Source organism: Kosakonia sp. MUSA4 (assembly GCF_013085925.1).
Taxonomy (GTDB): domain Bacteria; phylum Pseudomonadota; class Gammaproteobacteria; order Enterobacterales; family Enterobacteriaceae; genus Kosakonia; species Kosakonia sacchari_B.
On sequence record NZ_CP025697.1, the window covers coordinates 696030 to 723016 of the forward strand.

Sequence of the window (26987 nt, forward strand, 5' to 3'; positions counted from 1 at the left end):
TCCTTATTATTCTGTTGTAAGCGTCCAGCGGTTCAGCGGCGTGTAACGCGTGCGTCCCTGGATAAACTGCGATTCATACAGGGAAAATTCGTTGACCGGGAAAGACCAGCGAAACCCCGGCGGCGGGATAGCCACCGCGCGGTTGGCGTCACGTAGCAGCGTAATATGCGGATGAAACGGCTGGGGGCTTTGATAACACCCGCTGCGCGAAGCCTGCGCGCGCAGCATATCGGCCAGTTGCAGCAACCCGCGCGGCGGCTGGCGCGAGCCGAGCCAAATCACTCTGGATCGCAGCCACTGTCCAGCGTCATCCAGATGAAGCGTAAAACCCGGCTGGCGAATGCGCCCGGCCAGCCCTTCCAGCGCCCGCTGCTTTTCCGCGCTGATCTCGCCGAGGAATGCCAGCGTCAGATGCAGGTTTGCTGCCGCCACCGGGCGTCCGGCTTCGGGGGGAAAGTGCTGCGCGCGCCAGTGAATGACCTGCGTCTGGATGTCGGCAGGCAGTTCGATGGCGAAAAACAGCCTTTTTGATTCGGCCATGGCGTGTTCTCGGTAATGAATTATGGCGATGGTATACTAGCTGGCCTTCTTATGTGAATCCTCTGGAGCTTTTGTGTCCTCACTGCCGGTTGCTGCTGTTCTGCCCGATATCCTTGCTGCGTTACGTTCCTCTCCTCAGGTGTTGTTGAGTGCGCCGACCGGTGCCGGGAAATCCACCTGGCTGCCGTTACAACTGCTGCAGCAGGGGGAGATCAACGGGCGGATTTTGCTGCTGGAGCCGCGTCGCCTGGCGGCGCGCAATGTGGCGCAGCGGCTGGCGGAACTGCTGAATGAGAAACCCGGCGAGACCGTGGGTTATCGCATGCGTGCAGAAACCTGCGTAGGGCCGAATACGCGCCTTGAAGTGGTCACCGAAGGGATTTTGACGCGCCTGATCCAGCAGGATCCGGAGCTGAACGGCATTGGGCTGGTGATCCTCGATGAATTCCATGAACGCAGCTTGCAGGCGGATCTGGCGCTGGCGTTGTTGCTGGATCTCCAGCAGGGGCTGCGCGACGATCTTAAATTGTTGGTAATGTCCGCCACGCTGGATAACGAACGGCTGCAAACCCTTTTGCCGCAGGCACCTGCCATTGTTTCCGCCGGGCGGGCATACCCGGTCGAGCAACGCTATCAGGCGCTGGCAGCGCATCAGCGCTTTGATGAAGCCGTAGCGCAGGTCGTCAGTGGATTACTGCGCGAGGAACGCGGTTCTTTATTACTGTTTTTACCGGGCGTGGGCGAGATCCAGCGCGTGCAGGAGCAACTTTCCGCCCGCGTCGGCAGCGATGTGCTGCTCTGCCCGCTCTATGGCGCGTTGCCGCTTAGCGAGCAACGCAAGGCGATTCTGCCTGCGCCCGCCGGGCAGCGCAAAGTGGTGCTCGCCACCAATATTGCCGAAACCAGTCTGACCATCGAAGGTATTCGCCTGGTGGTAGACAGCGCGCAGGAGCGCGTGGCGCGTTTTGATCCCCGCAGCGGTTTAACCCGGCTGGTAACACAGCGTATTAGCGTGGCGTCGATGACGCAGCGCGCTGGCCGCGCCGGGCGTCTGGAAGCGGGGATTTGCGTACATTTATTAAGTAAAGAGCAGGCTGAACGTGCGGCGGCGCAAAGCAGCCCGGAAATTCTGCACAGCGATTTATCCGGCCTGTTGATGGAATTATTACTCTGGGGATGCCAGGATCCTGCGCAACTTTGCTGGCTGGATCTGCCTCCGGCGACTAATCTGGCGGCGGCGCGCACGTTGCTCACGCAGCTGCGGGCGTTGGAAGAAGGCCGTTTAACGGCGTTTGGTCAGCGGATGGCTGCGCTGGGTAACGATCCGCGGCTGGCCGCAATGCTGGCGGCGGCTGAAGGGGATGATGAGATCGCGACGGCGGCAGCGCTGGCCGCCATCCTTGAAGAACCGCCTCGCGGCGGAAACAGTGATTTAAGCGCAGCTTTTTCGCGCACGCAGCCAAACTGGCAACAGCGTGCGCGCCAGCTCGCGCGTAGGCTGAAAAGCAGCAGGGGAGCAGCGGATATCAGCGCGGTGGCGCCGCTGCTTGCCGGTGCGTTTGCCGATCGTATCGCGCGCAGGCGCGGGCAGGAAGGGCGTTATCAACTGGCGAACGGCATGGGGGCGACGCTGGATGCCGACGATGCGCTAAATCGCCATGAATGGCTGCTTGCGCCGTTGTTATTGCAGGGTAGCCAGTCACCGGATGCGCGTATTTTACTGGCCTTGCCGCTCGATATTGAGGCGCTGATCGCCCGCTGCCCACAACTGTTGCAGCAATCAGATACCGTCGAATGGGACGAGGCGCAAGGTACGTTAAAAGCCTTTCGCCGCAGCCGAATTGGCCAGTTAACGGTGAAAGTGCAGCCGCTGGCTAAACCCTCGGAAGAGGAGCTGCATCAGGCGATGCTTAACGGCATCCGCGAGAAAGGTTTGCACGTTTTGAACTGGACGCCGGAGGCTGTGCAGTACCGTTTACGTTTACACTGCGCGGCGAAATGGCTGCCGGAAGAGGGCTGGCCCGCCGTGGATGAGGCCTCTTTACTGGAGAATCTGGAGCAATGGTTATTGCCGCAAATGGGCGGTATCCGATCGCTGCGTGATTTAAAAGCGCTGGATGTTACGCAGGCATTACAAAACACCCTGCCGTGGTCATTACGTCAACGGCTGGATAGTGAACTGCCGGGGCATTACACTGTGCCGACGGGAAGCCGGATTGCCATCCGTTATCATGAAGATAACCCACCGGCGCTGGCGGTGCGCATGCAGGAGATGTTTGGCGAAGCGGCCACGCCGACGATTGCTCAAGGGCGCGTCGCGCTGGTGCTGGAGCTGCTTTCCCCGGCGCAGCGGCCGTTGCAAATTACGCGGGATTTAAGTGCATTCTGGAACGGCGCTTATCGTGAAGTGCAAAAAGAGATGAAAGGGCGCTATCCGAAACATGTCTGGCCGGACGATCCGGCGAATACCGCGCCGACCCGGCGCACGAAGAAGTATTCGTAAACCCGGCTGAGCAGCGCGGTGCGCTAAAAATTGAGAGATTTCTTCTTCTGCCCGTTGGCAAAAGAACTGAGAATCAGGCCCTTGCGCCTGAATGTTGCGGAGAGTAAAGCATGGCGGGGAATGACCGCGAGCCAATTGGACGTAAGGGGAAACCTGTGCGTCCGGCGAAAGAAAAAATCAGTCGTCGCCGACTCCGGGAAGAGGAGTACGACGATTACGACGATGATGATGAGGATGAAGAACCGATGCCGAAAAAAGGTAAAGGCAAAGGCGGGAGGCCACGCGGCAAACGCGGTTGGTTCTGGCTGTTGTTGAAAATTTTCATCGTTTTAGCCGTGCTGTGCGCCATTTATGGTGTTTATCTGGATCAAAAAATCCGCGCCCGTATCGACGGTAAAGTCTGGCAGTTGCCGGCTGCGGTTTATGGCCGCATGGTCAACCTTGAGCCGGATATGGCGATCAGCAAGAACGAAATGGTAAAACTGCTGGAAGCCACGCAGTACCGCCAGGTGACGAAGATGACGCGTCCCGGCGAGTTTACCGTGCAGGCGAAAAGCATTGAGATGATCCGCCGCCCGTTTGATTTCCCGGACAGCAAAGAGGGGCAGGTGCGCGCGCGTCTGACCTTTGACGGCGATCGTCTGGAAACCATCGAGAACATGGACAGCAATCGCCAGTTCGGTTTCTTCCGTCTCGATCCGCGCCTGATCACTATGCTCTCTTCGCCGAACGGCGAGCAACGTCTGTTCGTGCCGCGTAACGGTTTCCCGGATCTGCTGGTTGATACGCTGCTGGCGACCGAAGACCGTCATTTCTATGAGCATGACGGTATCAGCTTCTACTCCATTGGCCGCGCGGTGCTGGCAAACCTGACCGCCGGACGCACGGTGCAGGGGGCAAGTACGCTGACGCAGCAACTGGTGAAGAACCTGTTCCTCAGCAGCGAACGGTCGTACTGGCGTAAAGCCAACGAAGCCTATATGGCGCTGATTATGGATGCCCGCTACAGCAAGGATCGTATTCTTGAACTGTATATGAACGAGGTTTACCTCGGTCAGAGCGGCGACAACGAGATCCGCGGTTTCCCGCTGGCGAGCCTCTACTATTTTGGCCGTCCGGTGGAAGAGCTGAGCCTCGATCAGCAGGCGTTGCTGGTAGGGATGGTGAAAGGAGCGTCGGTTTATAACCCGTGGCGTAACCCGAAACTGGCACTGGAGCGCCGCAACCTGGTGTTGCGCCTGCTGCAACAGCAAAACGTCATCGATCAGGAACTGTATGACATGCTGAGCGCCCGTCCGCTGGGCGTACAGCCGCGCGGCGGAGTGATTTCACCGCAGCCGGCGTTTATGCAGATGGTGCGCCAGGAGTTGCAGGCGAAACTCGGCGACAAAGTGAAAGATCTCTCCGGCGTGAAGATTTTCACGACCTTTGATTCTGTTGCGCAGGACGCGGCAGAAAAAGCCGCCGTGGAAGGTATTCCGGCGCTGATCAAGCAGCGCAAACTGAGCGATCTTGAAACAGCGATGGTAGTGGTAGACCGCTACACCGGCGAAGTTCGGGCCATGGTTGGTGGCGCGACGCCGCAGTTCGCGGGCTATAACCGCGCTATGCAGGCGCGCCGTTCCATTGGTTCGCTGGCGAAACCGGCGACCTATCTGACGGCGCTGAGCCAGCCGAATGTGTACCGCCTCAACACCTGGATTGCCGATGCGCCGATCTCTTTGCGGTTGTCGAACGGGCAGGTCTGGGCGCCACAGAACGACGATCGCCGTTTCAGCGGTCAGGTTATGCTGGTGGATGCGCTGACACGTTCGATGAACGTGCCGACGGTTAACCTCGGGATGGCGGTTGGTCTGCCAGCGGTAACGGATACCTGGCTGAAACTGGGCGCGCCGAAAGATCAGCTCACCGGCATGCCGTCAATGTTGCTCGGTGCGCTGAACCTGACGCCGATTGAAGTGGCGCAGGCCTTCCAGACTATCGCCAGCGGCGGCAACCGCGCGCCGCTTTCCGCACTGCGTTCAGTGATTGCGGAAGACGGTACGGTGCTGTATCAGAGCTTCCCGCAGGCCGAACGTGCGGTACCGGCGCAGGCGGCGTATATGACGCTGTGGACTATGCAACAGGTGGTTCAGCGCGGTACGGGACGTCAGTTGGGCGCGAAATATCCGGGTCTGCATCTGGCAGGGAAAACCGGTACCACCAACAATAACGTTGATACCTGGTTTGCCGGTATCGACGGGCGTGAAGTGACGATTACCTGGGTGGGCCGCGATAATAACCAGCCGACGAAGCTGTATGGCGCAAGCGGCGCGATGGCGATTTATCAGCGTTATCTGGAAAACCAATCGCCAATCCCGCTGGATCTGACGCCGCCGGAAGACATCACCACAATGGGTGTCGACGACATGGGCAACTTTGTCTGCGGCGGTGGCGGCTCGCGTTCGCTGCCGGTCTGGACAACCAGCCCGGATACGCTGTGCCAGCAGAATCAGGCGCAGCCGCAAACCGGCAACCCGTTTGATCAGTCAACACAGCCACAGCTGCCGCAACAACAGCAACCTCAGCAACAGCCGCAGCAAGAGCAGAAAAGCGATGGCGTCGCAGGTTGGATCAAAGAGATGTTTGGCAGTAATTAACCCTGAAAACCCCGGTCGCAAGGCCGGGGTTTTTTCTTTTTCGCTATCGCAAACATTCAAATAACGTCCTTTTAAACACCTTTTAACTCCCCGTTTTTTGTCTGGTTATTTCTTAATCCCTCAGGCGCACTCGCGCGGCTTACTGCTTGCTATACGCACAACGCTTCGCATATTATTCTGCGGTCATAATAATAATTATCGTTTACGTTATCATTCACTCATTGATTCAGAGATAAACCAATGGCGCGTCCAAAAACTGCTCAGCCAGTCAACACTACGCTGCGTAAAATCGCAGTTGTAGTAGCCACAGCGGTTAGCGGCATGTCTGTTTATGCACAGGCTGCAACAACCCAGAATGAAGAAACCATCACCGTGACCACAGCGCCTGCTGCGCAGGAAAACGCGTGGGGTCCGGCGGCTACCATCGCGGCGAAACATACCGCCACAGCGACCAAAACGGATATGCCGCTGGAGAAAACACCCCAGTCTATTTCCGTGGTGACCAGCGAAGAGATCGCGCTGCATCAGCCGAAATCCGTGAAAGAAGCCCTCAGCTATACGCCGGGAGTCGCGGTGGGGACGCGTGGTGCATCCAACACCTACGACTACCTGATTATTCGTGGCTTCGCGGCGGATGGTCAGAGCCAGAACAACTACCTCGACGGTCTGAAGATGCAGGGCAACTTCTACAATGACGCGGTAATTGATCCTTACATGATTGAGCGCGCCGAAATCCTGCGCGGCCCAACCTCGGTGCTCTACGGAAAAAGCAGCCCGGGCGGCCTGTTGAATATGGTCAGCAAGCGCCCAACCACTACGCCGCTGTACGAAATACAGTTTAAAGCCGGCACCAACAACCTGTTCCAGACCGGGTTTGATTTCAGCGATGCGCTGGATGATGACGGTGTCTTCTCTTATCGGTTAACCGGTCTTGCGCGTTCGGCGAATGCGCAGCAGGAAGACAAAAAAGAGCAGCGCTACACCGTTGCGCCATCTTTTACCTGGCGCCCGGATGACAAAACGAATTTCACGTTCCTCTCTTACTTCCAGAACGAGCCGGAAACCGGTTATTACGGCTGGTTACCGAAAGAGGGGACGGTTCAACCGCTGCCGAATGGCTCGCGTCTGCCGACCGATTTCAACGAAGGCGCGAAGAACAACACCTATTCCCGTAACCAGAAAATGGTGGGTTATAGCTTCGAACATGCGTTCGATGACACCTTCACCGTGCGCCAGAACCTGCGTTACGCCGAGAACAAAACGTCGCAGAACAGCGTTTACGGTTATGGGATGTGTTCTGATCCACTCTATTCAAGCGCTCCGACGAGCAGCCCATGTGCGGGCATTGCGCAGTCTGAGTGGGGCCATTACCTGACGCGCCAGTATGTGATCGATCACGAGAAGTTGCAGAACTTCTCCGTCGATACGCAACTGCAAAGCAATTTGCTACCGGTTCAGTGGATCACATTCTGCTGACTGGCGTCGATTACATGCGTATGCGTAACGACATTAATTCATGGTTTGGCTATGCAGGCTCTGTCGCTCCGTCTGATATCTACAACCTTGATCGCGGTGATTTCGATTTCGCTGCTCACTCGACGCCTTCTGGCGCTTACCAGATCCTGAACCGCCAGCAACAAACGGGCCTTTACGCGCAGGATCAGGCGCAGTGGGATAAGGTGCTGGTCACGCTGGGCGGCCGTTATGACTGGGCTAAACAGAGCGCATTCAACCGCACCACCAATATCACAGCGGAACGTGACGATAAGCAGTTTACCTGGCGTGGCGGTGTTAACTACCTGTTCGATAATGGCGTAACGCCGTACTTTAGCTATAGCGAGTCGTTTGAACCGGCATCGACCACCGGGGCGAGCGGCGCTATTTTCGCACCTTCTAAAGGCAAGCAGTACGAAGCGGGCGTGAAATACAGCCCGAAAGATCGTCCGATTGTCATGACCGGCGCCGTCTACCAGCTCACCAAGAGCAACAATCTGATGGCCGATCCAAACGGTTCTTTCTGGTCTGTTGAAGGCGGTGAAATTCGCGCGCGCGGCGTGGAAATCGAAGCCAAAGCGGCACTGTCAGCGAATATCAACGTGGTGAGTTCTTATACCTACACCCAGGCTGAATACACCACCGATACCAATTACAAAGGCAACACTCCGGCGCAGGTGCCTAAACATATGGCATCACTGTGGGGCGACTACACCTTCTACGACGGTGTTTTGTCTGGTCTGACATTAGGGACCGGCGCACGTCTCACCGGTTCAAGCTATGGCGATCCGGCGAACTCCTTTAAGGTGGGCAGCTACACGGTTGTCGATGCGCTGGTGCGCTACGATCTGGCGCGTGTTGGCCTGGCGGGTTCCAACGTCGCGCTGCACGTGAATAACCTGCTCGATCGTGAATACGTTGCCAGTTGCTTCAACACGTACGGCTGCTTCTGGGGCGCAGAACGTCAGGTGGTGGCGACCGCAACCTTCCGCTTCTAATCTCTCTTCGGGCACGGTTCGCCGTGCCCTTTTATAAGTTGGCAATCATGCAGGAAAACAGAGCGCTTCCCAATACAACCTTTCAACTGAGCGATGTTGCTTTTAGTGTGCCTGGACGTACGCTGCTGCATCCTCTCTCCCTGACATTCCCGGTGGGGAAAGTCACTGGCCTGATTGGTCATAATGGTTCGGGCAAATCCACACTGCTGAAAATGCTCGGCCGTCATCAGCCGCCTTCTGCGGGCGATATTCTGCTCGACGGGCAGCCGCTGGAGAGCTGGAACAGCAAAGCGTTTGCCCGCAAAGTGGCTTATCTGCCGCAGCAGTTGCCGCAGGCGGAAGGGATGACGGTGCGTGAGCTGGTGGCGATTGGCCGCTACCCGTGGCACGGTGCGCTGGGGCGTTTTGGCGTGGCCGACAGAGAAAAAGTGGAAGAGGCGATAGCGCTGGTTGGGCTCAAGCCGCTGGCGCACCGGCTGGTGGATAGCCTTTCCGGCGGAGAGCGTCAACGGGCGTGGATTGCGATGCTGGTGGCGCAGGACAGCCGCTGCCTGTTGCTGGATGAACCGACCTCGGCGCTGGATATCGCGCATCAGGTTGATGTGCTGGCGCTGGTGCATCGCTTAAGTCAGCAGCGCGGGCTGACGGTGATTGCCGTGCTGCACGATATCAATATGGCGGCGCGTTATTGCGACTATCTGGTGGCGCTGCGCGGCGGTGAAATGATCGCCGAAGGCACGCCGGACACGCTGATGCGCGCGGATACTCTTGAACATATTTACGGTATCCCGATGGGGATCCTGCCGCATCCGGCGGGTGCGGCGCCGGTGAGCTTTGTCTACTGATGGCCGATCTACACTCGATTAGCCGTCGTCGCTTACTGACGGCGATGGCGCTCTCTCCGCTGCTGTGGCATCTGCGCAGCGCTCATGCGGCAACCGTTGATCCGCACCGTATTGTGGCGCTGGAATGGCTGCCGGTGGAGCTGCTGTTGGCGCTGGGCATCACGCCGTATGGCGTTGCCGATGTTCATGATTACAACATCTGGGTTAACGAGCCGTCGCTGCCCGCTTCGGTGATTGACGTCGGTCTGCGTACCGAACCGAACCTCGAATTACTCACGCAGATGAAACCCTCGCTGCTGGTCTGGTCGGCGGGTTACGGCCCGGATGAGGCCAAACTGGCGAAGATCGCCCCAGGGCGCGGTTTTACCTTCAGCGACGGTAAACAACCGCTGGCGCTGGCCCGTCGTTCGCTGAACGAAATGGCGCAAATGCTGAATCTGGAAGCCGCAGCCAAAAAACATCTCGATCAGTTTGATGCCTTAATTGACGGGACAAAACCGCATTTCGCCCGGCGCGGCGATCGTCCATTATTGATGATTACCCTGCTCGATCCGCGCCATGTGCTGGTGTTTGCCGAGAACTGCCTGTTCCAGGCGGTGCTCGATCAACTGGGCGTGCGCAATGCCTGGCAGGGGGAAACCACCTTCTGGGGCAGCGTGACGGTCGGTATCGACAGGCTGGCGGCGTACAAAGATGTGGATGTGCTCTGTTTCGATCACGGTAATGAGCAGGATATGCGCAAGCTGATGGCGACGCCGCTGTGGCAGGCGATGCCGTTTGTCCGGGCTGGCCGATTCCAGCGTGTTCCGGCGGTCTGGTTCTATGGCGCAACACTGTCGGCGATGCACTTCACCCGCGTGCTGGATAATGCGCTGGGAGGCCGGGCATGAGCCAGCGTATTGCACGTTTCCCGGCCTTCTTGCTGGCGCTGCTGTTTGTCGCCGCCGCCTGGCTGACCTGGAGCAATTTAAACATTGCGCTGCCGCGCGCGCAGTGGGGGCAGGCGTTTCGTGCGCCGGATAGTAATCTGATCGATCAGATGCTGTTCCATTACAGCCTGTTGCCGCGTCTGGCCGTCTCGCTGCTGGTGGGCGCGGGGCTTGGGCTGGTTGGCGTGTTGTTCCAGCAGGTATTGCGTAACCCGCTGGCCGAACCGACCACGCTGGGCGTGGCGACCGGCGCGCAGTTGGGCATCACGATTACGACGCTGTGGACCATTCCGGGCGTGCTGGCCTCGCAGTTTGCTGCGTTGATCGGCGCAGGCGTCGTTGGCGCGCTGGTATTTGGTGTGGCGTGGGGAAAACGGTTGTCGCCGGTGACGCTGATCCTCGCCGGTCTGGTGGTCAGCCTCTATTGCGGCGCGATCAACCAGTTGCTGGTGCTGTTTCATCACGATCAACTGCAAAGCATGTTTTTGTGGAGCACCGGAACGTTGACGCAGACCGACTGGAGCGTGGCGCAAAGTCTGTGGCCGCAGCTCGTCGGCTGCGCCGTGCTGACGCTGCTGTTGCTGCGCCCGCTTACACTGATGGGGCTGGATGATGGCGTTGCGCGCAATCTGGGGCTTGCGCTGTCGATGGCGCGACTTGCTGCGCTGACGCTGGCGGTTGTCCTGAGTGCGTTGCTGGTGAATGCGGTGGGGATCATCGGTTTTATCGGCTTGTTCGCGCCGCTGCTGGCAAAAATGCTCGGCGCACGTCGTCTGTTGGCGCGGCTGCTGTTAGCGCCGCTGATTGGCGCGCTGATCCTCTGGCTCTCCGATCAGATCATCTGGTGGTTGACGCGGGTGTGGATGGAAGTCTCCACCGGCTCGATCACCGCGCTGATTGGCGCTCCGTTGCTGCTGTGGCTGTTGCCGCGTCTGCGGAGCATGAATACGCCCGCCATGGACGCCGGGGACAATGTCGCGGCAGAACGTCAGCAGGTGCCGTGGTTTGTGCTGGGCGGGCTGGTGGTGCTGTTGCTGGCGATGTGGGCCGCGCTGGCTTTTGGCCGCGATGCGCAGGGCTGGCACTGGACCAGCGGCACGCTGTTGCAGGAGTTGCTGCCGTGGCGCTGGCCGCGCATTATTGCCGCGTTGACCGCCGGGGTGATGCTGGCTGTCGCGGGTTGCATCATTCAACGCCTGACCGGTAACCCGATGGCCAGCCCGGAAGTGCTGGGGATCAGCTCTGGTGCCGCTTTTGGCGTAGTGCTGATGCTGTTCTTCGTGCCCGGCAACGCGTTTGGCTGGCTGATGCCCGCCGGGAGCCTCGGCGCGGCGCTGACGCTGCTGATCATTATGATCGCCGCCGGGCGCGGCGGATTTTCGCCGCACCGCATGCTGCTGGCGGGAATGGCGCTCAGTACCGCCTTCACCATGTTGTTGATGATGTTGCAGGCCAGCGGGGATCCGCGGATGGCAACGATCCTGACGTGGATTTCCGGCAGTACTTATAACGCCTCGGGCGAGCAGGTGCTGCGTAGCGGCGTGATGATGGTGATCCTGCTGGCGTTGACACCGCTTTGCCGTCGCTGGCTGATGATTTTACCGCTCGGCGGCGATACGGCGCGCGCGGTTGGCCTGGCGCTGACATCTTCGCGCATCGCGCTGTTGTTGCTGGCTGCGGCATTGACGGCTACTGCGACGATGACCATCGGCCCGTTGAGCTTTGTCGGCCTGATGGCGCCACATATTGCGCGGATGATGGGGTTCCGTCGTACGATGCCGCATATGGTCATTTCGGCGCTGGTCGGGGGAATATTGCTGGTGTTTGCTGACTGGTGCGGGCGGATGCTGATGTTTCCGTTCCAGATCCCGGCGGGATTGCTGTCGACGTTTATCGGCGCGCCGTACTTTATCTATTTACTGAGAAAGCAGAGCCGCTAATCTTTTCCCTCTCCCCACCGGGGAGAGGGCTAAAACCATTACAGCTTCGTGAAAACGCGACGTGCGGCATCGATAGTGTTATCGATATCCTCTTCACTGTGCGCCACGGACATAAAGCCCGCCTCAAACGCTGACGGCGCAAGATAAATGCCTTCTTCCAGCATCAGATGGAAGAAACGCTTAAAGCGTTCAACGTCGCACTTCACCACATCCTGATAGCAGGTCACGGCTGGCGCATCGGTAAAGAACAGGCCGAACATGCCGCCTACGTGGTTAACGACCAGCGGAATGCCCGCCTGCTGCGCAGCTTCCAGCAGACCGTCGGCCAGTTGCGTGGTCAGCTCGGTTAGCGTGGAGTGAACGCCCGGCTGCGCCACTTCGGTCAGGCAGGCATAACCCGCAGCCATCGCAATCGGGTTGCCAGAGAGTGTGCCGGCCTGATAGACCGGGCCGGTCGGTGCCAGCACGTCCATTACCTCACGGCGCCCGCCAAACGCGCCTACCGGCATGCCGCCGCCGATAATTTTGCCCAGACAGGTCAGATCCGGCTCGACGCCGTAATAAGCCTGCGCACCCGCCAGCGCAACGCGGAAACCGGTCATCACTTCGTCAATGATCAACAGCGCGCCGAATTCGTCGCACAGCGCACGCAGTCCTGGCAGGAATTCCGGCTGCGGCGGTACGCAGTTCATGTTGCCGGCAACCGGCTCAACGATGATACAGGCGATATCCTGTGGATACTGTTCAAAGGCCGCGCGAACAGTATCAAGATCGTTATAGGTGCAGGTCAGCGTGTGTTTGGCGAAATCAGCCGGAACGCCCGGTGAGTTCGGCTGGCCTAAGGTCAACGCGCCGGAACCGGCTTTCACCAGCAGGCAGTCGGCATGGCCGTGGTAGCAGCCTTCGAATTTGATGATTTTGTCGCGGCCGGTAAAGCCGCGCGCCAGGCGGATGGCGCTCATGGTGGCTTCCGTACCGGAGTTCACCATGCGTACCATATCCATGGTGGGTACCAGTTCGGTCACCAGCGCGGCCATTTTGACTTCCATCTCTGTTGGTGCGCCAAAACTCAGCCCGCGGCTGGCCGCCTCAATAACGGCGTTGCGAATGGCCGGGTGGTTATGCCCAAGTACCATTGGCCCCCAGGAACCGACGTAATCGATATAGGCTTTGCCGTCGGCGTCATACAAATAAGCACCGTCAGCACGCTCGATAAACAGCGGTGTACCACCGACGCCGGTAAAGGCGCGTACCGGTGAATTGACACCGCCGGGGATCAGTTCGCGCGCTGCGTTAAAGAGTTCTTCAGACTTATTCATCTTTCATTCCTGGTTCGTGGAAAATTCAATGCCGGTCATTCTATGTGATTACACGAATGTTATGAAAGTTTTGCCCCGGTGAAACGACATATTTTGCAGGACATTCCCCCGCGACGCGGCGGCAGTCGCTGGTTACAATACCTCTTTTGTATGATCTATAGAAAATCAGATGCAAGCAGAGACTCCCTCATTCGAACAACAACAGGTTGAGCAGCGCCGTCGACGGAATATCGTGCGTCAAATGCTGCAACGCGATAAAACGCCGCTGGCAATTTTAGTGGTGGCTGCAATAGCCGGTGCGCTGACGGGTTTGGTTGGCGTGGCGTTTGAGAAAGCGGTCAACGCGGTGTTGAATGCGCGTATCGGCGCACTGGGACAGGTGGCGAACAGTGCGCTGGTCTGGCCGCTGGCGTTTATCGCTTCGGCGTGTCTGGCGATGATGGGCTACTGGCTGGTGCGGCGCTTTGCGCCGGAGGCGGGCGGTTCCGGTATTCCTGAAATTGAAGGCGCGCTGGAAGAACTTCGCCCGGTGCGCTGGTGGCGCGTGCTGCCGGTGAAATTCATCGGCGGCATGGGAACGCTGGGGGCGGGTATGGTGCTGGGGCGTGAAGGGCCCACGGTGCAGATCGGCGGCAATATCGGGCGAATGGTGGGCGATCTGTTTCGCCTGCGCAGCGGTGAAGCCCGCCATACGCTGCTGGCGACCGGTGCCGCGGCCGGGCTTTCAGCGGCATTTAACGCGCCGCTGGCGGGGATTCTGTTCATCATTGAAGAGATGCGCTCGCAGTTTCACTACAACCTGATCTCGATTAAAGCGGTGTTTACCGGCGTGATCATGTCGAGCATTGTGTTCCGGCTGTTTAACGGCGAGGCGGCGGTGATCGATGTCGGCAAACTCAGCAATGCGCCAGTGAACACGCTGTGGCTCTATCTGCTGCTGGGGATGGTGTTTGGTTGCGTCGGCCCACTGTTTAATGCGTTAGTGCTGCGTACCCAGGATCTGTTTCAGCGACTTCATGGCGGACACACCGGGAAGTGGGTGCTGATTGGTGGCATCGTTGGCGGCGCGTGCGGCGTTTTAGGGCTGGTTGCGCCGGCGCTTTCCGGCGGCGGTTTTGCCCTCATCCCGATAGCGACGGCGGGCAATTATACCGTCGGCGTGCTGCTGCTCATTTTCCTTGCCCGCGTTGTCACCACCTTGCTCTGTTTTAGTTCCGGCGCGCCGGGCGGTATTTTCGCGCCGATGCTGGCGCTGGGGACGGTCCTGGGGATGGCGTTCGGCAGCGCGAGCGCGATTCTCTTCCCGCATTATCAGTTAGATGCCGGGACGTTTGCCATTGCCGGAATGGGGGCGTTGCTGGCGGCGTCGTTACGCGCGCCGCTGACCGGGATCGTGCTGGTTCTGGAAATGACAGACAATTATCAGCTTATATTGCCAATGATCATTACCTGCCTTGGTGCGACGCTGTTAGCGCAGTTTCTTGGCGGTAAACCGCTCTATTCCGCTATTCTGGCACGTACGCTTGCTAGGCAATCTGCCAGCGCGGATCCTCATATAGAGCGGGAGAATACTTGAACGATTTAGTTGCATACTGGATAATAGCCGAAAAGATCGGGTTAATATTTGCCCAGATCGCAGTATCAATTGGGAGCAAGACATGAGTGATGACGTAGCGCTGCCGCTGGAGTTTACCGACGCAGCAGCCAACAAAGTAAAGAACCTGATTGCGGACGAAGATAACCCGAATCTGAAGCTGCGTGTCTACATCACCGGTGGTGGTTGCAGCGGCTTCCAGTACGGTTTTACCTTTGACGATCAAATCAACGATGGTGATATGACTATCGAGAAACAGGGCGTTGGCCTGGTGGTTGATCCGATGAGCCTGCAATATCTGGTAGGCGGCTCGGTAGATTATACCGAAGGCCTGGAAGGTTCCCGCTTTGTGGTAACCAACCCGAATGCGACCAGCACCTGCGGCTGTGGTTCCTCTTTCAGCATCTGAGAACCGTTTGCTGCCCGTAAAAAAGCCGCGTTTATCGACGCGGCTTTTTTGTTTTCACCGATCCAGATGTGTTTATCATTGTCTCTGAGCTATAACATCGCGTCATGCTAATTAATATTTTGGATATAAACTGTTTTTATTTTTGCTATGAAAATATAAGAATTAATTTTAACGGTATAATTTTCTTAATTTCAAGATGACAGTGATTATTTCAGCGACAACTTTTTGGGAAGTGTTAGTATCTGCTTTTGTTACTCACAGACAAACCCGCAATAGTAATGTTTGACCAGGAAGGACCTTTAGTGAGGCATGGATGCATAATTGTCTTCAAAGTATTAATATAGCACTGCTAAATAAATTCAACATACTAAACAAACTGCTGATAGAATGCGTGCCGGATAATAAGAATATTGAAATTACATTTAGCGTATTTAAGAATTACGATGCGCTTTTGCAAATCACCGGCGCACGGCCTGTTGATCTCATTATTCTCGACCTCAGCACATGGTTTACTATCATCAACAATACCAGCCAGAGTTTGCGGCAAACAACAGACGATGCGGTTGCCGCTGGCAGCAAAGTCCTGTTGATTTTGTTGGAAGCCGATGCACATATCATTGACCAACTGGTAAAGATGAATGTTGATGCAATTATTAGCATGAGCGATAGTTCGGCTGAGCTGAAACAGGCAATTGAGCACGTATTAAATCCGGAAATACAGCAGAAATATATTTCGGATTATATTACGGGGCAATTATATGGCCGTAAATACGAGAGATTGTCAAAGAAAGAGTGGGAAGTGATAAAAATGTTCTCTGAGGGATACAGCTTACTTGAGATTGCTGAAAAGCGTTGCCGGGCTATAAGTACTGTTGCTACCCAAAAAATGAACGCAATGAAAAAACTGAATTTGCGTAATAATAGCGAACTCATTAAATATTTTTATATTCATAGCCTGCTTTGAAAACAGGCTGACCATCAACAGCAGAACAATCTGCACCTGAGGCGCTAATCCGGGCTGCCGATCAGCGCCCGGCATCATCCAGCGCAAAGGTCGGTAACTTCAGATGCCAGCGAATTGCTGCCAGGCGAATAACCAGCGTCACCACCATGCCCAGCATACTGGCGGTTTCCAGCGGCACGGCAAAGAAATAAAACGCCGTGGCGTGAACAATCCCACCGGCAATACAGGCCGTCGCGTAGATTTCGGTGCGCAGAATCATCGGCACTTCGCGCGCCAGCACATCACGAATGATCCCGCCGCCAACGCCGGTCAATACGCCCATACAGATAGCGATAAGCGGCCCTGTTTCGGCGATAAACGCTTTGTTGACGCCGATACCGACAAAAACGGCTAATCCCACTGCATCCAGCACCGGCAGGATCCATTTGGGCAAACGCCGGGGCTGACGTACCAGCACAATCGTCAGCATGCAGGTCACCATGGCGACGACGAGATCGGTAGGATCTTTCACCCAGAATACTGGCCCGTGCGCTAACGCCATATCGCGGATGGTCCCGCCGCCCACCGCCGTCACGACGCCAAGCACCAGCACGCCGAAGGGGTCCATACGTAATTTCCCGGCCAGCAAAACGCCCGAGATCGCAAATACGGCGGTACCAATAATATCCAGCCAGTAAACCAACATGGTTGATTCCCCAGTTATTTCACCTGCGCAAGGGCAGTACAGAGTTGTTGAGCGGCGAGGATAATACGCGGGCTTGCCCGTTCAAACCAGTCACCGTGCAGAGAAATAATCGGTACATTCAGCTGGTTTTGCCAGAACTGTTCAGTTTTGGGGATTTCGTCCACTTCTCCCGCGACAACAATCGCCTGCGGCTGCCGCGCAAGCACCTGTTCACGGCTTACCTGCGGCCACGGCACGCGGCTGGCGGCGAAAATATTCTCCCCGCCGCAAAGCTCCAGAACCTCATTCTGAATTGACGCTTTTCCGCTGGTAAACAGCGGTTGCGTGCCAAATTGCAGAAAGACTCGTTTTTTGGGCTGGCTGGCATAGCGGGATTTTAGCGTCTGGTATTCGGCGAGCAGATGTTGAGCCGCTTGTTCTGCCTGTTGCGGCCTTGGGCTGTAGGGCGCCAGTTTATGCAGCGTATCCGCTACCTGCTCAATGGTCATGTTATCCACCCACATTACGGTGATACCGAACTGTTTTAGCTGGTTGACCTGACGCTCCGTATTACCGCCGCGCCATGCCAGTACCAAATCGGGCTTCAGCGCGACAATGCGTTCGAGGTTGATGCCTTGCCAACTGGCAACCTGCTCAATTTTTGCCGCTGCGGGCGGGTAATCAGAATAGCTGCTGACGGCAACGGGGGTGATGCCTGCGGCAAATGCCAGTTCTGTATTGGCCGGGGAGAGGGAGATGACGCGCGGCGCGGCGAACAACCACGCCGGCATCAGAACAAGCAGGGCGGCAAGCACCCTGAAAAAATAATTAACCACGAGCCAGTTTCTGCACCAGAGTTTCAACCATCAGGCTGGACTGCTTCGCCGCCACGGCCAGGAACTCATCAAAGCTGAGGTGGGACTGCTGATCGGCAACGTCCGAGATGGCGCGCACAACCACGAACGGAATGCCATAGTTGTGGCAAACGTGAGCAATGGCGGTAGCTTCCATTTCCACGGCAATCGCCTGCGGGAAGTTGTGACGGATTTTCGCCAGGCCAACGGAGCCGTTAATAAAGGCATCGCCGCTGACGATCAGCCCGCGCACAGCATGCAGATCCAGTTCATTAATGCAGGCTTCCGCCGCCGCAATCAGTTTGTCATCGGCTTTAAAACCGGCCGGGCAGCCCGGAAGCTGACCATATTCGTAACCAAATGCGGTGACATCGGCATCGTGATAACGCGCTTCGTCAGACACCACGATATCGCCCACTTTCAGCGTCGGTGCAAGGCCACCAGCGGAACCGGTATTGATAATCACGTCCGGCTGGCAACGCTCCAGCAGCAGGGTCGCGCCCATCGCTGCGGCAACTTTACCAATGCCTGATTTCAGCAGCGCGACGTCTGTGCCATTCAGCGTACCGGTGTAGATTTCGCTGCCGCCAACGTTGAGCGTTTGACGGTTTTCGATTTTGTCACGCAGCAGCGTAACTTCTTCTTCCATTGCACCAATAATGCCAATTTTCATGGAGATACTCGCTAATGTGATAGGACAGAATTACGTTTCCAGGGCATAGTCTATCATGGCATACAGGATTGTAATGATATCCCGTGACGCTTCGCACAGGAGAGGAAATGGCAGAGATCGATTTTCGCAACAAGATAAACTGGCGCCGCCGCTATCGTTCGCCGCAGGGCGTGAAAACCGAACGTGAAATTCTGCGTATTTTTGAAAGCGATCGCGGGCGGATCATCAACTCTCCCGCTATCCGGCGCTTGCAGCAAAAAACGCAGGTCTTCCCGCTGGAGCGAAATGCGGCGGTTCGTACGCGGTTGACGCACTCGCTGGAAGTACAGCAAGTGGGGCGCTATATCGCCAAAGAGATCCTCAGCCGTCTGAAAGAGCAGCGCCTGCTGGAAACGTATGGCCTGGATGAACTGACCGGGCCCTTCGAAAGCATCGTCGAAATGGCCTGCCTGATGCACGACATTGGCAACCCGCCATTTGGTCATTTTGGCGAAGCGGCCATTAATGACTGGTTCCGCCAGCGTTTGTCACCCGATGATGCTGTCGGACAGCCATCATCTGACGATCGCTGCGAAGTGGTGGCACTACGTCTGCGCGAAGGGGAGGACGAACTTAACGCGCTGCGCTGCAAGGTTCGTCACGATTTAAGCCATTTTGAAGGTAATGCGCAGGGCATTCGTCTGGTGCATACATTAATGCGAATGAATCTGACCTGGGCGCAGGTGGGCTGTATTTTAAAATATACCCGTCCCGCGTGGTGGGTTGGAGAACCGCCAGCTTCGCACAGTTATTTAATGAAAAAGCCGGGTTATTATTTTTCCGAGGAAGCGTATGTTGCGCGCTTACGTAAAGAATTAGATCTCGATACTTACAGCCGCTTCCCTTTGACGTGGATAATGGAGGCTGCCGACGATATCTCTTATTGTGTCGCCGATCTGGAAGATGCCGTTGAGAAACGTATTTTCACTGCCGAGCAACTTTATCAGCATCTTTATGATGCCTGGGGCGAACATGAAAAAGGATCGCTGTTTGCTCAGGTTGTCGAAAATGCGTGGGACAAATCCCGCGTTAATTCTATGAGCCGCAGCGCAGAAGATCAGTTCTTCATGTATTTGCGGGTGAACACGCTGAATAAACTGGTGCCCTACGCCGCACAACGATTTATCGATAATCTGCCGCAAATTTTCAGCGGAGAATTCAACCACGCTTTGCTGGAGGATGATAGCGACTTTAGCCAGCTACTTGAATTATATAAAAATGTCGCCATTAAACAGGTGTTCAGCCACCCGGACGTCGAGCAACTGGAATTACAGGGTTATCGCGTGATTAGCGGGTTGCTGGAAATTTACCGCCCGTTGTTGCAATTATCACTGGCGGATTTTACCGAGCTGGTGGAAAAAGAACGTTTGCGTCGTTTCCCGATTGAATCGCGCCTGTTTCATAAACTTTCGACGCGCCACCGGCTCGCATATGTCGAGGCGGTCAGCAAATTATCGTCCGATGATTTGGTGTATCCGGTGCTGGAGTATTATCACCGTTGTCGATTAATCCAGGACTATATTAGCGGTATGACAGATCTATATTCATGGGACGAATACAGACGGATGATGGCCGTGGAATAACGTGTTTGAATTGTAAAGACTGCCAATAAATTTTTACTTTTTCCAGACACTTGATTCCTGAACTTCAGGCTATAAATCGACTCTGAGTGACACATACACAGCAGTTTGCGTTAATCGGTAATGAGATTGAGAGACATGAAAAAAACCACGTTAGCAATGAGTGCATTGGCCCTGAGTTTAAGTTTAGCGCTGTCCCCTCTGTCGGCTATGGCAGCGGAAACGGCATCTTCAGCGACAACATCGCAGCAAATGCCAAGCCTCGCGCCGATGCTGGAAAAAGTTATGCCATCGGTCGTGAGTATCAACGTTGAAGGCAGCACCACGGTGAACACACCGCGTATGCCGCGCAACTTCCAGCAGTTCTTCGGTGATAATTCACCGTTCTGCCAGGATGGATCACCGTTCCAGGGCTCGCCGTTCTGCCAGGGCGGCGGCCAGGGTGGTCAGGGCGGCGCCGACAGCCAGCAGCAGAAATTTATGGCGTTGGGTTCCGGGGTAATTATTGACGCAGCGAAAGGCTATGTCGTTACTAACAACCACGTCGTGGATAACGCGAATACTATCAAGGTACAACTGAGCGATGGGCGCAAATTTGACGCCAAAGTCGTGGGTAAAGATCCGCGTTCAGATATCGCGCTGATTCAAATCCAGGATCCGAAAAACCTGACGGCGATTAAGATTGCCGACTCTGATGCGCTGCGTGTGGGCGATTACACCGTGGCGATTGGTAACCCGTTCGGTCTGGGCGAAACCGTGACCTCCGGGATTGTTTCCGCACTGGGCCGTAGCGGCCTGAATGCGGAAAACTATGAAAACTTTATCCAGACCGATGCGGCGATTAACCGCGGGAACTCCGGCGGTGCGCTGGTGAACCTGAACGGTGAGCTGATTGGTATCAACACCGCGATCCTTGCGCCGGACGGCGGCAACATCGGTATCGGCTTCGCCATCCCAAGTAATATGGTGAAAAACCTTACCGGGCAGATGGTTCAGTTCGGTCAGGTTCGCCGTGGTGAACTGGGTATTATGGGCACCGAGCTGAACTCTGAGCTGGCGAAAGCGATGAAAGTCGATGCGCAGCGCGGGGCGTTTGTCAGCCAGGTTATGCCGAATTCTGCCGCCGCGAAAGCCGGTGTGAAAGCGGGCGATGTGATTACTTCGCTTAACGGCAAGCCTATCAGTAGCTTTGCCGCACTGCGTGCTGAAGTGGGTTCAATGCCGATTGGCAGCAAAGTTGAACTGGGCATGTTGCGTGATGGCAAACCGGTGAACATTACGCTGGAACTGCAACAGAGCAGCCAGAATCAGGTTGATTCCAGCACTATTTTCAGCGGAATTGATGGCGCAGAAATGAGCAATAAAGGCAAAGATGGCGGCGTGGTGGTGAATTCGGTGAAAGCCAACTCCCAGGCGGCGCAGATTGGCCTGAAAAAAGGTGATGTCATTGTTGGCGCGAACCAGCAACCGGTGAAAAATATCGCCGAGTTGCGCAAAATTCTCGACAGCAAACCTTCCGTACTGGCGCTGAACATTCAGCGTGGTGATACTTCCATCTATCTGTTGATGCAGTAACCTGCCAGGCTCTCTTCCTCCATGCGGGGAAGAGAGCCCTCCTCCCGTTTTGTGAAGCCTTCCACAACTCCATACTTCCGAATGTTGCTTTGTGCATTTGCACAGTGATTGCCAGGGCTTTCTCCCATATGCTTGGGCTCTGCACAGGGGAGGGTTACATGGCTGGCTGGCATCTTGATACTAAAATGGCACAGGATATCGTGGCGCGGACGATGCGCATCATCGATACGAACATTAACGTCATGGATGCACGTGGTCGCATCATCGGTAGTGGCGATCGTGAACGAATTGGTGAATTGCACGAAGGCGCGCTATTGGTTCTCTCCCAGGGGCGTGTTGTCGATATTGACGATGCGGTTGCCCGCCATCTGCATGGCGTACGTCAGGGCATCAACTTGCCACTGCGTCTTGAAGGGGAAATTGTTGGCGTTATCGGTCTGACCGGCGAACCGGAAACGCTACGTAAATATGGCGAACTGGTCTGTATGACCGCCGAAATGATGCTGGAACAGTCTCGTCTGATGCATCTGCTGGCGCAGGATAGTCGCCTGCGCGAAGAGTTGGTGATGAATCTGATCCAGGCTGAAGAGCACACTCCGGCGTTAACTGAGTGGGCGCAGCGCCTCGGCATAGATTTAAATCAGCCACGTGTCGTTGCGGTGGTGGAAGTGGACAGCGGTCAGTTGGGCGTGGATAGCGCAATGGCTGAGCTACAGCAACTGCAAAATGCGCTGACGACGCCGGAACGCAACAATCTGATTGCGATTGTCTCGCTGACTGAAATGGTGGTGCTGAAACCGGCGCTCAATCAGTTTGGTCGCTGGGATGCGGAAGATCACCGCAAACGTGTAGAACAGTTGATTACCCGTATGAAAGAGAATGGCCAGCTACGCTTTCGTGTCGCGCTGGGCAACTATTTCACCGGGCCGGGCAGCATTGCCCGCTCTTATCGCACGGCGCGTACCACCATGATGGTGGGCAAACAGCGTATGCCGGAAAACCGCAGTTACTTTTATCAGGATTTAATGCTGCCGGTGCTGCTCGACAGTTTGCGCGGCGGCTGGCAGGCCAATGAACTGGCGCGTCCATTGTCTCGTTTAAAAGCGATGGACAACAACGGGTTACTGCGCCGTACGCTGGCGGCCTGGTTTCGTCACAATGTGCAACCGCTGGCAACATCGAAGGCGCTGTTTATTCACCGAAACACGCTGGAATATCGTCTGAATCGTATCTCTGAGCTGACGGGGCTTGATTTGGGCAATTTCGATGACAGGTTGCTGCTGTACGTGGCGCTGCAACTGGATGAACAACATTGATATTTTGCCGGGTGAGGGAAGACTCCACCCGGCGAAATGGACTTATTTGTTGCGGGTCAGTTTCTCAAGATCGGATTCGATTTCATTAATCTTATTGGTCACTACGCTTTCTAGATGGCGCAGATCGTCAAGGATCTTACGTTTCAGATCAACTTCAGTGCGATCTCGCTGGCAGATTTGATCCAGCTCATCAATCACATAGCGCAGGTTAGGACTGATCTCCTGCACCTCTTTATAGCCTTGTCCTACACCGTCGGCGACAACTGTTTTACGCTGGCGGGGGTATTTGAATTTGACGCTCTTGGCAAAAAACTCGCCTTTGTCCTTATGAAAATAGATTTTCAGAATATCGTTGTTCGCTTCCTGGCGGAGGCTATAGCGATCGATTTCATCAGGATTGGTGATGCCTAAACTTTTCAGATTATCGTACATAGCGGTACCCTTAAGCTCAACATAACCTATGAATAATTAACGAAAAAATCTATTTTTGCCACATGAAAATGCAAAAAAGGCGGGATATATCACCCTCTCCCAAACAGGGAGAGGGAAAGACTTAGTCGATGGTGCGCAGCAGTTCGTTAATACCTACTTTGCCACGGGTTTTGGCATCAACTTTCTTCACGATTACAGCGCAGTACAGGCTGTATTTGCCATCTTTAGACGGCAGGTTGCCGGAAACAACCACAGAACCAGCCGGTACACGGCCGTAATGCACTTCGCCAGTTTCACGATCGTAAATTCGCGTGCTCTGGCCGATATAAACGCCCATCGAGATAACCGAACCTTCTTCAACGATAACGCCTTCCACCACTTCTGAACGCGCACCGATAAAGCAGTTATCTTCAATGATAGTCGGGTTTGCCTGTAATGGCTCCAGAACACCACCAATACCGACGCCGCCAGAGAGGTGAACATTCTTACCAATCTGCGCGCAGGAACCTACGGTCGCCCAGGTATCCACCATCGTACCTTCATCAACATAGGCGCCGATGTTCACGTAAGACGGCATTAGCACAGTATTGCGGGCAATAAATGCGCCCTGACGAACCGCTGCTGGCGGAACCACGCGGAAACCTTCTTTCTGGAAGCGCGCTTCGTCATAGTCGGCAAATTTCATCGGTACTTTATCGAAGTAGCGGCTTTCCGCACCGTCGATAACCTGGTTATCGTTAATGCGGAAAGAGAGCAGAACGGCCTTTTTCAGCCATTGATGAGTGACCCACTGGCCTTCGATTTTTTCTGCGACACGCAGTGCGCCGGAATCGAGCAGGGCAATAACCTGATTTACCGCTTCGCGGGTGACGGTATCCACATTTGCCGGGGTGATCTCTGCGCGACGCTCGAAAGCCGCTTCAATAACGTTCTGTAACTGCTGCATTGTTTACTCTTTCCATCAGTGTAAAAAATCAATCACCCTTTATCGTTTGGATTGAGGGCCTCTGTCAACCGTTGTTGTACCTCCTTTTGCAGCGCATTATTAAGGCCACGCCGGTCGGCAGTTGCGATTATGAATAAATCTTCTACTCGCTCACCAATGGTTGTAATTCGGGCGCCATGCAGCGAAATTCCCAGATCCGCGAACACCTGACCGACCCGCGCCAGCAGGCCTGGCTGATCAAGAGCAATCAATTCCAGGAACGATTTTCTGTCGGTATGTGTCGGCAGGAAATTGACCTCAGTATCCACCGTAAAGTGGCGTAATTTAGCCGGCTGGCGACGTGGTTGCGGCGGCTGCCAGCTGTGCTGGGTAATCGCCTGTTCCAGCCCGAAACAGATAGCATCGTGACGATCGGCGGAGAGCGGGCTGCCATCCGGTTCCAGCACGATAAAGGTATCCATCGCCATGCCGTCACGCGTGGTAAAGATTTGCGCGTCATGGACGCTGAGGTTGCGTCTGTCGAGTTCGGCGCAGACGGCGGCAAACAGGTACGGCCGATCCGGGCTCCAGATAAAGATCTCGGTACCGCCGCGCGTTGCCTGCGGGCTCAGCAGGATCATCGGTTTGCTCAGATCGTGCTGCAATAAGTGTCGCGCATGCCAGGCAAGCTGATTTGGGCTGTGGCGAACAAAATAGTTGGCACGGCAGCGCGCCCAGATCTGATGCAGTTGCTCTTCATCAATATTGTCCATTCGCAGTAGCGCCAGCGCCTGCAACTGATGGTGGCGCACACGTTCGCGCATATCCGGCGTGTTTTGCATGCCGCGGCGCAGCTGTTTTTCGGTGGCGAAATAGAGTTCGCGCAACAGGCTCTGTTTCCAGCTATTCCACAGTGTTTCATTGGTGGCGCAAATATCCGCGACGGTCAGGCAGACGAGGAAGCGCAGGCGGTTCTCCGTTTGCACCTCTTCGGCGAACTGTTTGATCACTTCCGGATCCTGAATATCGCGGCGTTGTGCGGTGACCGACATCAGCAAGTGATGGCGTACCAGCCAGGCAACGAGCTGGGTTTCCCGCGAGTTCAGCCCGTGTAATTCCGCAAATTTCAATACATCCTGCGCGCCGAGCACCGAGTGATCGCCGCCGCGACCTTTGGCGATATCATGGAACAAGGCGGCAATCAGGATCAGCTCCGGGTGCGTCAGGCGCGGCCACAGCTCCACGCACAATGGGTGCTTATTGCGCGTCTCTTCTTTGCCGAAGCTCTCCAGCTTCAGCAACACGCGGATGGTGTGTTCGTCCACGGTATAGGCGTGGAACAGGTCAAACTGCATCTGACCAACAATGTGCGACCACTGCGGCATATACGCCCACAGTACGCTATGGCGGTGCATCGGCAGCAGTCCGCGGCTGACCGCGCCGGGGTGGCGAAGCATGCTGAGGAAAATCGAGCGCGCTTCCGGGATATAACACAGCGGCTGCGTCAGATGGCGACGCGCGTGGCGCAGATGGCGCAGGGTGGTGGAGTAGATTCCGGTAATCGTGCTGTTGCGCACCATGATATAAAACATGCGCAAAATCGCCTGCGGCTCGCGGATGAACAGCGTCTCATCGCGCAGGTCAATCAGCGTGCCGCGTAGCTGGAATTCATCATCGATCGCGCGCGGCCTTTCATCGGCAGTCAGCGCCAGAATCGCTTCGTCAAAGAGTTGCAGCAGCATCTGATTCAGCTCGCCGACGCGGCGCGTGACGCGGAAGAAATCTTTCATCATATGCTCAACCGGCTGATTGCCTTCGCCTACATAATTCAGACGTTGGGCAACGCTGAGCTGCCGATCAAAAAGCAGGCGGTTGTCGTAGCGATTTAGCTCCAGATGCAACGCAAAGCGGATCCGCCACAGCAGGTGCAAACATTCATTCAGCTCATTGCGTTCGGCTTCGGTCAAAAAGCCGAAACCGACCATTTCATCCAGCGATGTTGCGCCAAAATGACGGCGAGCGACCCACTGCAATGTATGGATGTCGCGCAGCCCGCCAGGGCTACTTTTTATATCCGGTTCAAGATTATAGCTGGTGCCGTGATAGCGCTGGTGGCGTTCGTTTTGCTCCACCACTTTGGCCGGGAAGAAGGTTTCGGAAGGCCAGAAGTCATCGCTAAAGATGTGCTTTTGCAATTCCAGAAACAGCGCGACATCGCCAATCAGCAGCCGCGATTCAATCAGGTTCGTGGCGACCGTGAGATCCGATAGCCCTTCCTGCAAACACTCAGCCAGCGTGCGTACGCTGTGGCCAACTTCCAGTTTCACATCCCACAGCAGCGTCAGTAGCTCGCCGATTTTCTGGGCCTGCTCATCGGGAAGTTTGTTACGGCTGAGAATCAACAGGTCGATATCCGATAAGGGGTGCAATTCACCCCGACCGTAACCGCCTACCGCAACCAGCGCGATATCGCCGACTTCACCGAAACCGTACCCCAGCCACAAGCGCTGCAAAAGTTGATCGATAAATTCAGTGCGGGCTTCAATCAGTTGTTCCGCGGAAATGCCTGCGTCGAAAACGTGCCCCAGCCACTGCTGAAAGGCGTCAATGTGCGCTTTAATGCTGGCGCACTGCAATTCGTCCTGGGACCAGGTGCCAGGATACGCTGGCTGGCCGGGAAGGGTGGGTTGTACTGTACTGACAAACTGTTCGGAAGAGAGATTACTCATTATCGCCACCCATTCGGCATGCGGGG

At 55.8% G+C, this 26987-nt stretch carries 19 protein-coding genes and 1 pseudogene; 12 read left to right on the forward strand and 8 right to left on the reverse strand.

Annotated features, from left to right (window positions below):
- Positions 1-6 precede the first annotated feature (6 nt).
- On the reverse strand, positions 7-540 hold the full coding sequence (gene thpR, locus C0557_RS03275; protein ID WP_208657475.1) for an RNA 2',3'-cyclic phosphodiesterase: 534 nt from the start codon (positions 538-540) through the stop codon (positions 7-9).
- A 73-nt stretch (positions 541-613) separates the two neighbouring features.
- On the opposite strand from thpR, the gene hrpB reads away from it, so the two are divergent.
- The 6 genes and pseudogenes from hrpB (at position 614) to fhuB (ending at position 11888) form a co-directional block, all read left to right on the forward strand.
- Complete coding sequence (gene hrpB, locus C0557_RS03280) at positions 614-3043, forward strand: ATP-dependent helicase HrpB (RefSeq protein WP_208657476.1); 2430 nt, start codon at positions 614-616, stop codon at positions 3041-3043.
- Between the two features lie 110 nt (positions 3044-3153).
- Positions 3154-5682 (forward strand): bifunctional glycosyl transferase/transpeptidase, encoded by a 2529-nt coding sequence (gene mrcB / locus C0557_RS03285; protein ID WP_208657477.1) that lies wholly within the window; start codon positions 3154-3156, stop codon positions 5680-5682.
- 240 nt (positions 5683-5922) lie between these two features.
- A pseudogene (gene fhuA / locus C0557_RS03290) lies at positions 5923-8174 on the forward strand (ferrichrome porin FhuA).
- Positions 8175-8221: 47 nt separating this feature from the next.
- Positions 8222-9019: a Fe3+-hydroxamate ABC transporter ATP-binding protein FhuC gene (gene fhuC / locus C0557_RS03295; protein WP_208657478.1), complete on the forward strand. Its 798-nt coding sequence runs from the start codon at positions 8222-8224 to the stop codon at positions 9017-9019.
- Positions 9019-9909, forward strand: coding sequence for a Fe(3+)-hydroxamate ABC transporter substrate-binding protein FhuD (fhuD, locus tag C0557_RS03300; protein ID WP_074775072.1), 891 nt, complete (start codon positions 9019-9021; stop codon positions 9907-9909). The genes fhuC and fhuD overlap by 1 nt, the downstream gene beginning before the upstream one ends.
- Entirely contained in the window at positions 9906-11888 is a 1983-nt protein-coding gene (fhuB, locus tag C0557_RS03305) for a Fe(3+)-hydroxamate ABC transporter permease FhuB (protein ID WP_208657479.1), read from the forward strand. The genes fhuD and fhuB overlap by 4 nt, the downstream gene beginning before the upstream one ends.
- A 38-nt stretch (positions 11889-11926) precedes the next feature.
- Here the strand turns inward: fhuB and hemL are convergent, their stop codons facing one another.
- Positions 11927-13207: a glutamate-1-semialdehyde 2,1-aminomutase gene (gene hemL, locus C0557_RS03310; protein WP_208657480.1), complete on the reverse strand. Its 1281-nt coding sequence runs from the start codon at positions 13205-13207 to the stop codon at positions 11927-11929.
- Positions 13208-13376: 169 nt separating this feature from the next.
- Between hemL and clcA the strand changes: the two genes are divergently transcribed.
- The 3 genes from clcA (at position 13377) to C0557_RS27345 (ending at position 16174) form a co-directional block, all read left to right on the forward strand.
- Positions 13377-14783, forward strand: a complete 1407-nt coding sequence (gene clcA, locus C0557_RS03315) for a H(+)/Cl(-) exchange transporter ClcA (protein WP_208657481.1) — start codon at positions 13377-13379, stop codon at positions 14781-14783.
- Between the two features lie 82 nt (positions 14784-14865).
- Positions 14866-15210, forward strand: coding sequence for an iron-sulfur cluster insertion protein ErpA (gene erpA / locus C0557_RS03320; RefSeq protein ID WP_007373210.1), 345 nt, complete (start codon positions 14866-14868; stop codon positions 15208-15210).
- A gap of 391 nt (positions 15211-15601) precedes the next feature.
- Positions 15602-16174 carry a response regulator transcription factor gene (locus tag C0557_RS27345; protein ID WP_253073778.1) on the forward strand — a complete coding sequence of 191 codons (573 nt, stop codon included), beginning with the start codon at positions 15602-15604 and terminating at the stop codon, positions 16172-16174.
- A 61-nt stretch (positions 16175-16235) separates the two neighbouring features.
- Here C0557_RS27345 and C0557_RS03330 read toward each other — a convergent pair whose 3' ends face one another.
- The 3 genes from C0557_RS03330 to mtnN are packed head-to-tail and all read right to left on the reverse strand — an operon-like array spanning position 16236 to position 18365.
- On the reverse strand, positions 16236-16859 hold the full coding sequence (locus C0557_RS03330; protein WP_208657482.1) for a TRIC cation channel family protein: 624 nt from the start codon (positions 16857-16859) through the stop codon (positions 16236-16238).
- Positions 16860-16873: 14 nt separating this feature from the next.
- Complete coding sequence (gene btuF / locus C0557_RS03335; RefSeq protein WP_208657483.1) at positions 16874-17674, reverse strand: vitamin B12 ABC transporter substrate-binding protein BtuF; 801 nt, start codon at positions 17672-17674, stop codon at positions 16874-16876.
- Positions 17667-18365, reverse strand: a complete 699-nt coding sequence (mtnN, locus tag C0557_RS03340; protein ID WP_064568395.1) for a 5'-methylthioadenosine/S-adenosylhomocysteine nucleosidase — start codon at positions 18363-18365, stop codon at positions 17667-17669. Before mtnN ends, btuF begins: the two co-directional genes overlap by 8 nt.
- 107 nt (positions 18366-18472) lie before the next feature.
- Here mtnN and dgt point away from each other — a divergent pair, with 107 nt between their 5' ends.
- The 3 genes from dgt to cdaR all read left to right on the forward strand — a co-directional run bounded on the left by dgt (position 18473) and on the right by cdaR (position 22875).
- Positions 18473-19987: a dGTPase gene (gene dgt, locus C0557_RS03345; RefSeq protein ID WP_208657484.1), complete on the forward strand. Its 1515-nt coding sequence runs from the start codon at positions 18473-18475 to the stop codon at positions 19985-19987.
- Between the two features lie 135 nt (positions 19988-20122).
- A complete protein-coding gene (gene degP / locus C0557_RS03350; RefSeq protein ID WP_074775082.1) occupies positions 20123-21559 on the forward strand; it encodes a serine endoprotease DegP in 1437 nt (478 codons plus the stop codon).
- Positions 21560-21717: 158 nt separating this feature from the next.
- A complete protein-coding gene (cdaR, locus tag C0557_RS03355) occupies positions 21718-22875 on the forward strand; it encodes a DNA-binding transcriptional regulator CdaR (protein WP_007373218.1) in 1158 nt (385 codons plus the stop codon).
- 42 nt (positions 22876-22917) lie between these two features.
- Here cdaR and C0557_RS03360 read toward each other — a convergent pair whose 3' ends face one another.
- The 3 genes from C0557_RS03360 to glnD all read right to left on the reverse strand — a co-directional run bounded on the left by C0557_RS03360 (position 22918) and on the right by glnD (position 26961).
- The gene (locus tag C0557_RS03360; protein ID WP_007373219.1) at positions 22918-23307 is read right to left on the reverse strand and encodes a DUF3461 family protein; all 390 of its coding nucleotides are present in this window, start codon (positions 23305-23307) and stop codon (positions 22918-22920) included.
- Positions 23308-23428: 121 nt separating this feature from the next.
- On the reverse strand, positions 23429-24253 hold the full coding sequence (gene dapD / locus C0557_RS03365; RefSeq protein ID WP_043954944.1) for a 2,3,4,5-tetrahydropyridine-2,6-dicarboxylate N-succinyltransferase: 825 nt from the start codon (positions 24251-24253) through the stop codon (positions 23429-23431).
- 32 nt (positions 24254-24285) lie between these two features.
- On the reverse strand, positions 24286-26961 hold the full coding sequence (gene glnD, locus C0557_RS03370) for a bifunctional uridylyltransferase/uridylyl-removing protein GlnD (RefSeq protein WP_208657485.1): 2676 nt from the start codon (positions 26959-26961) through the stop codon (positions 24286-24288).
- Positions 26962-26987: the final 26 nt, after the last annotated feature.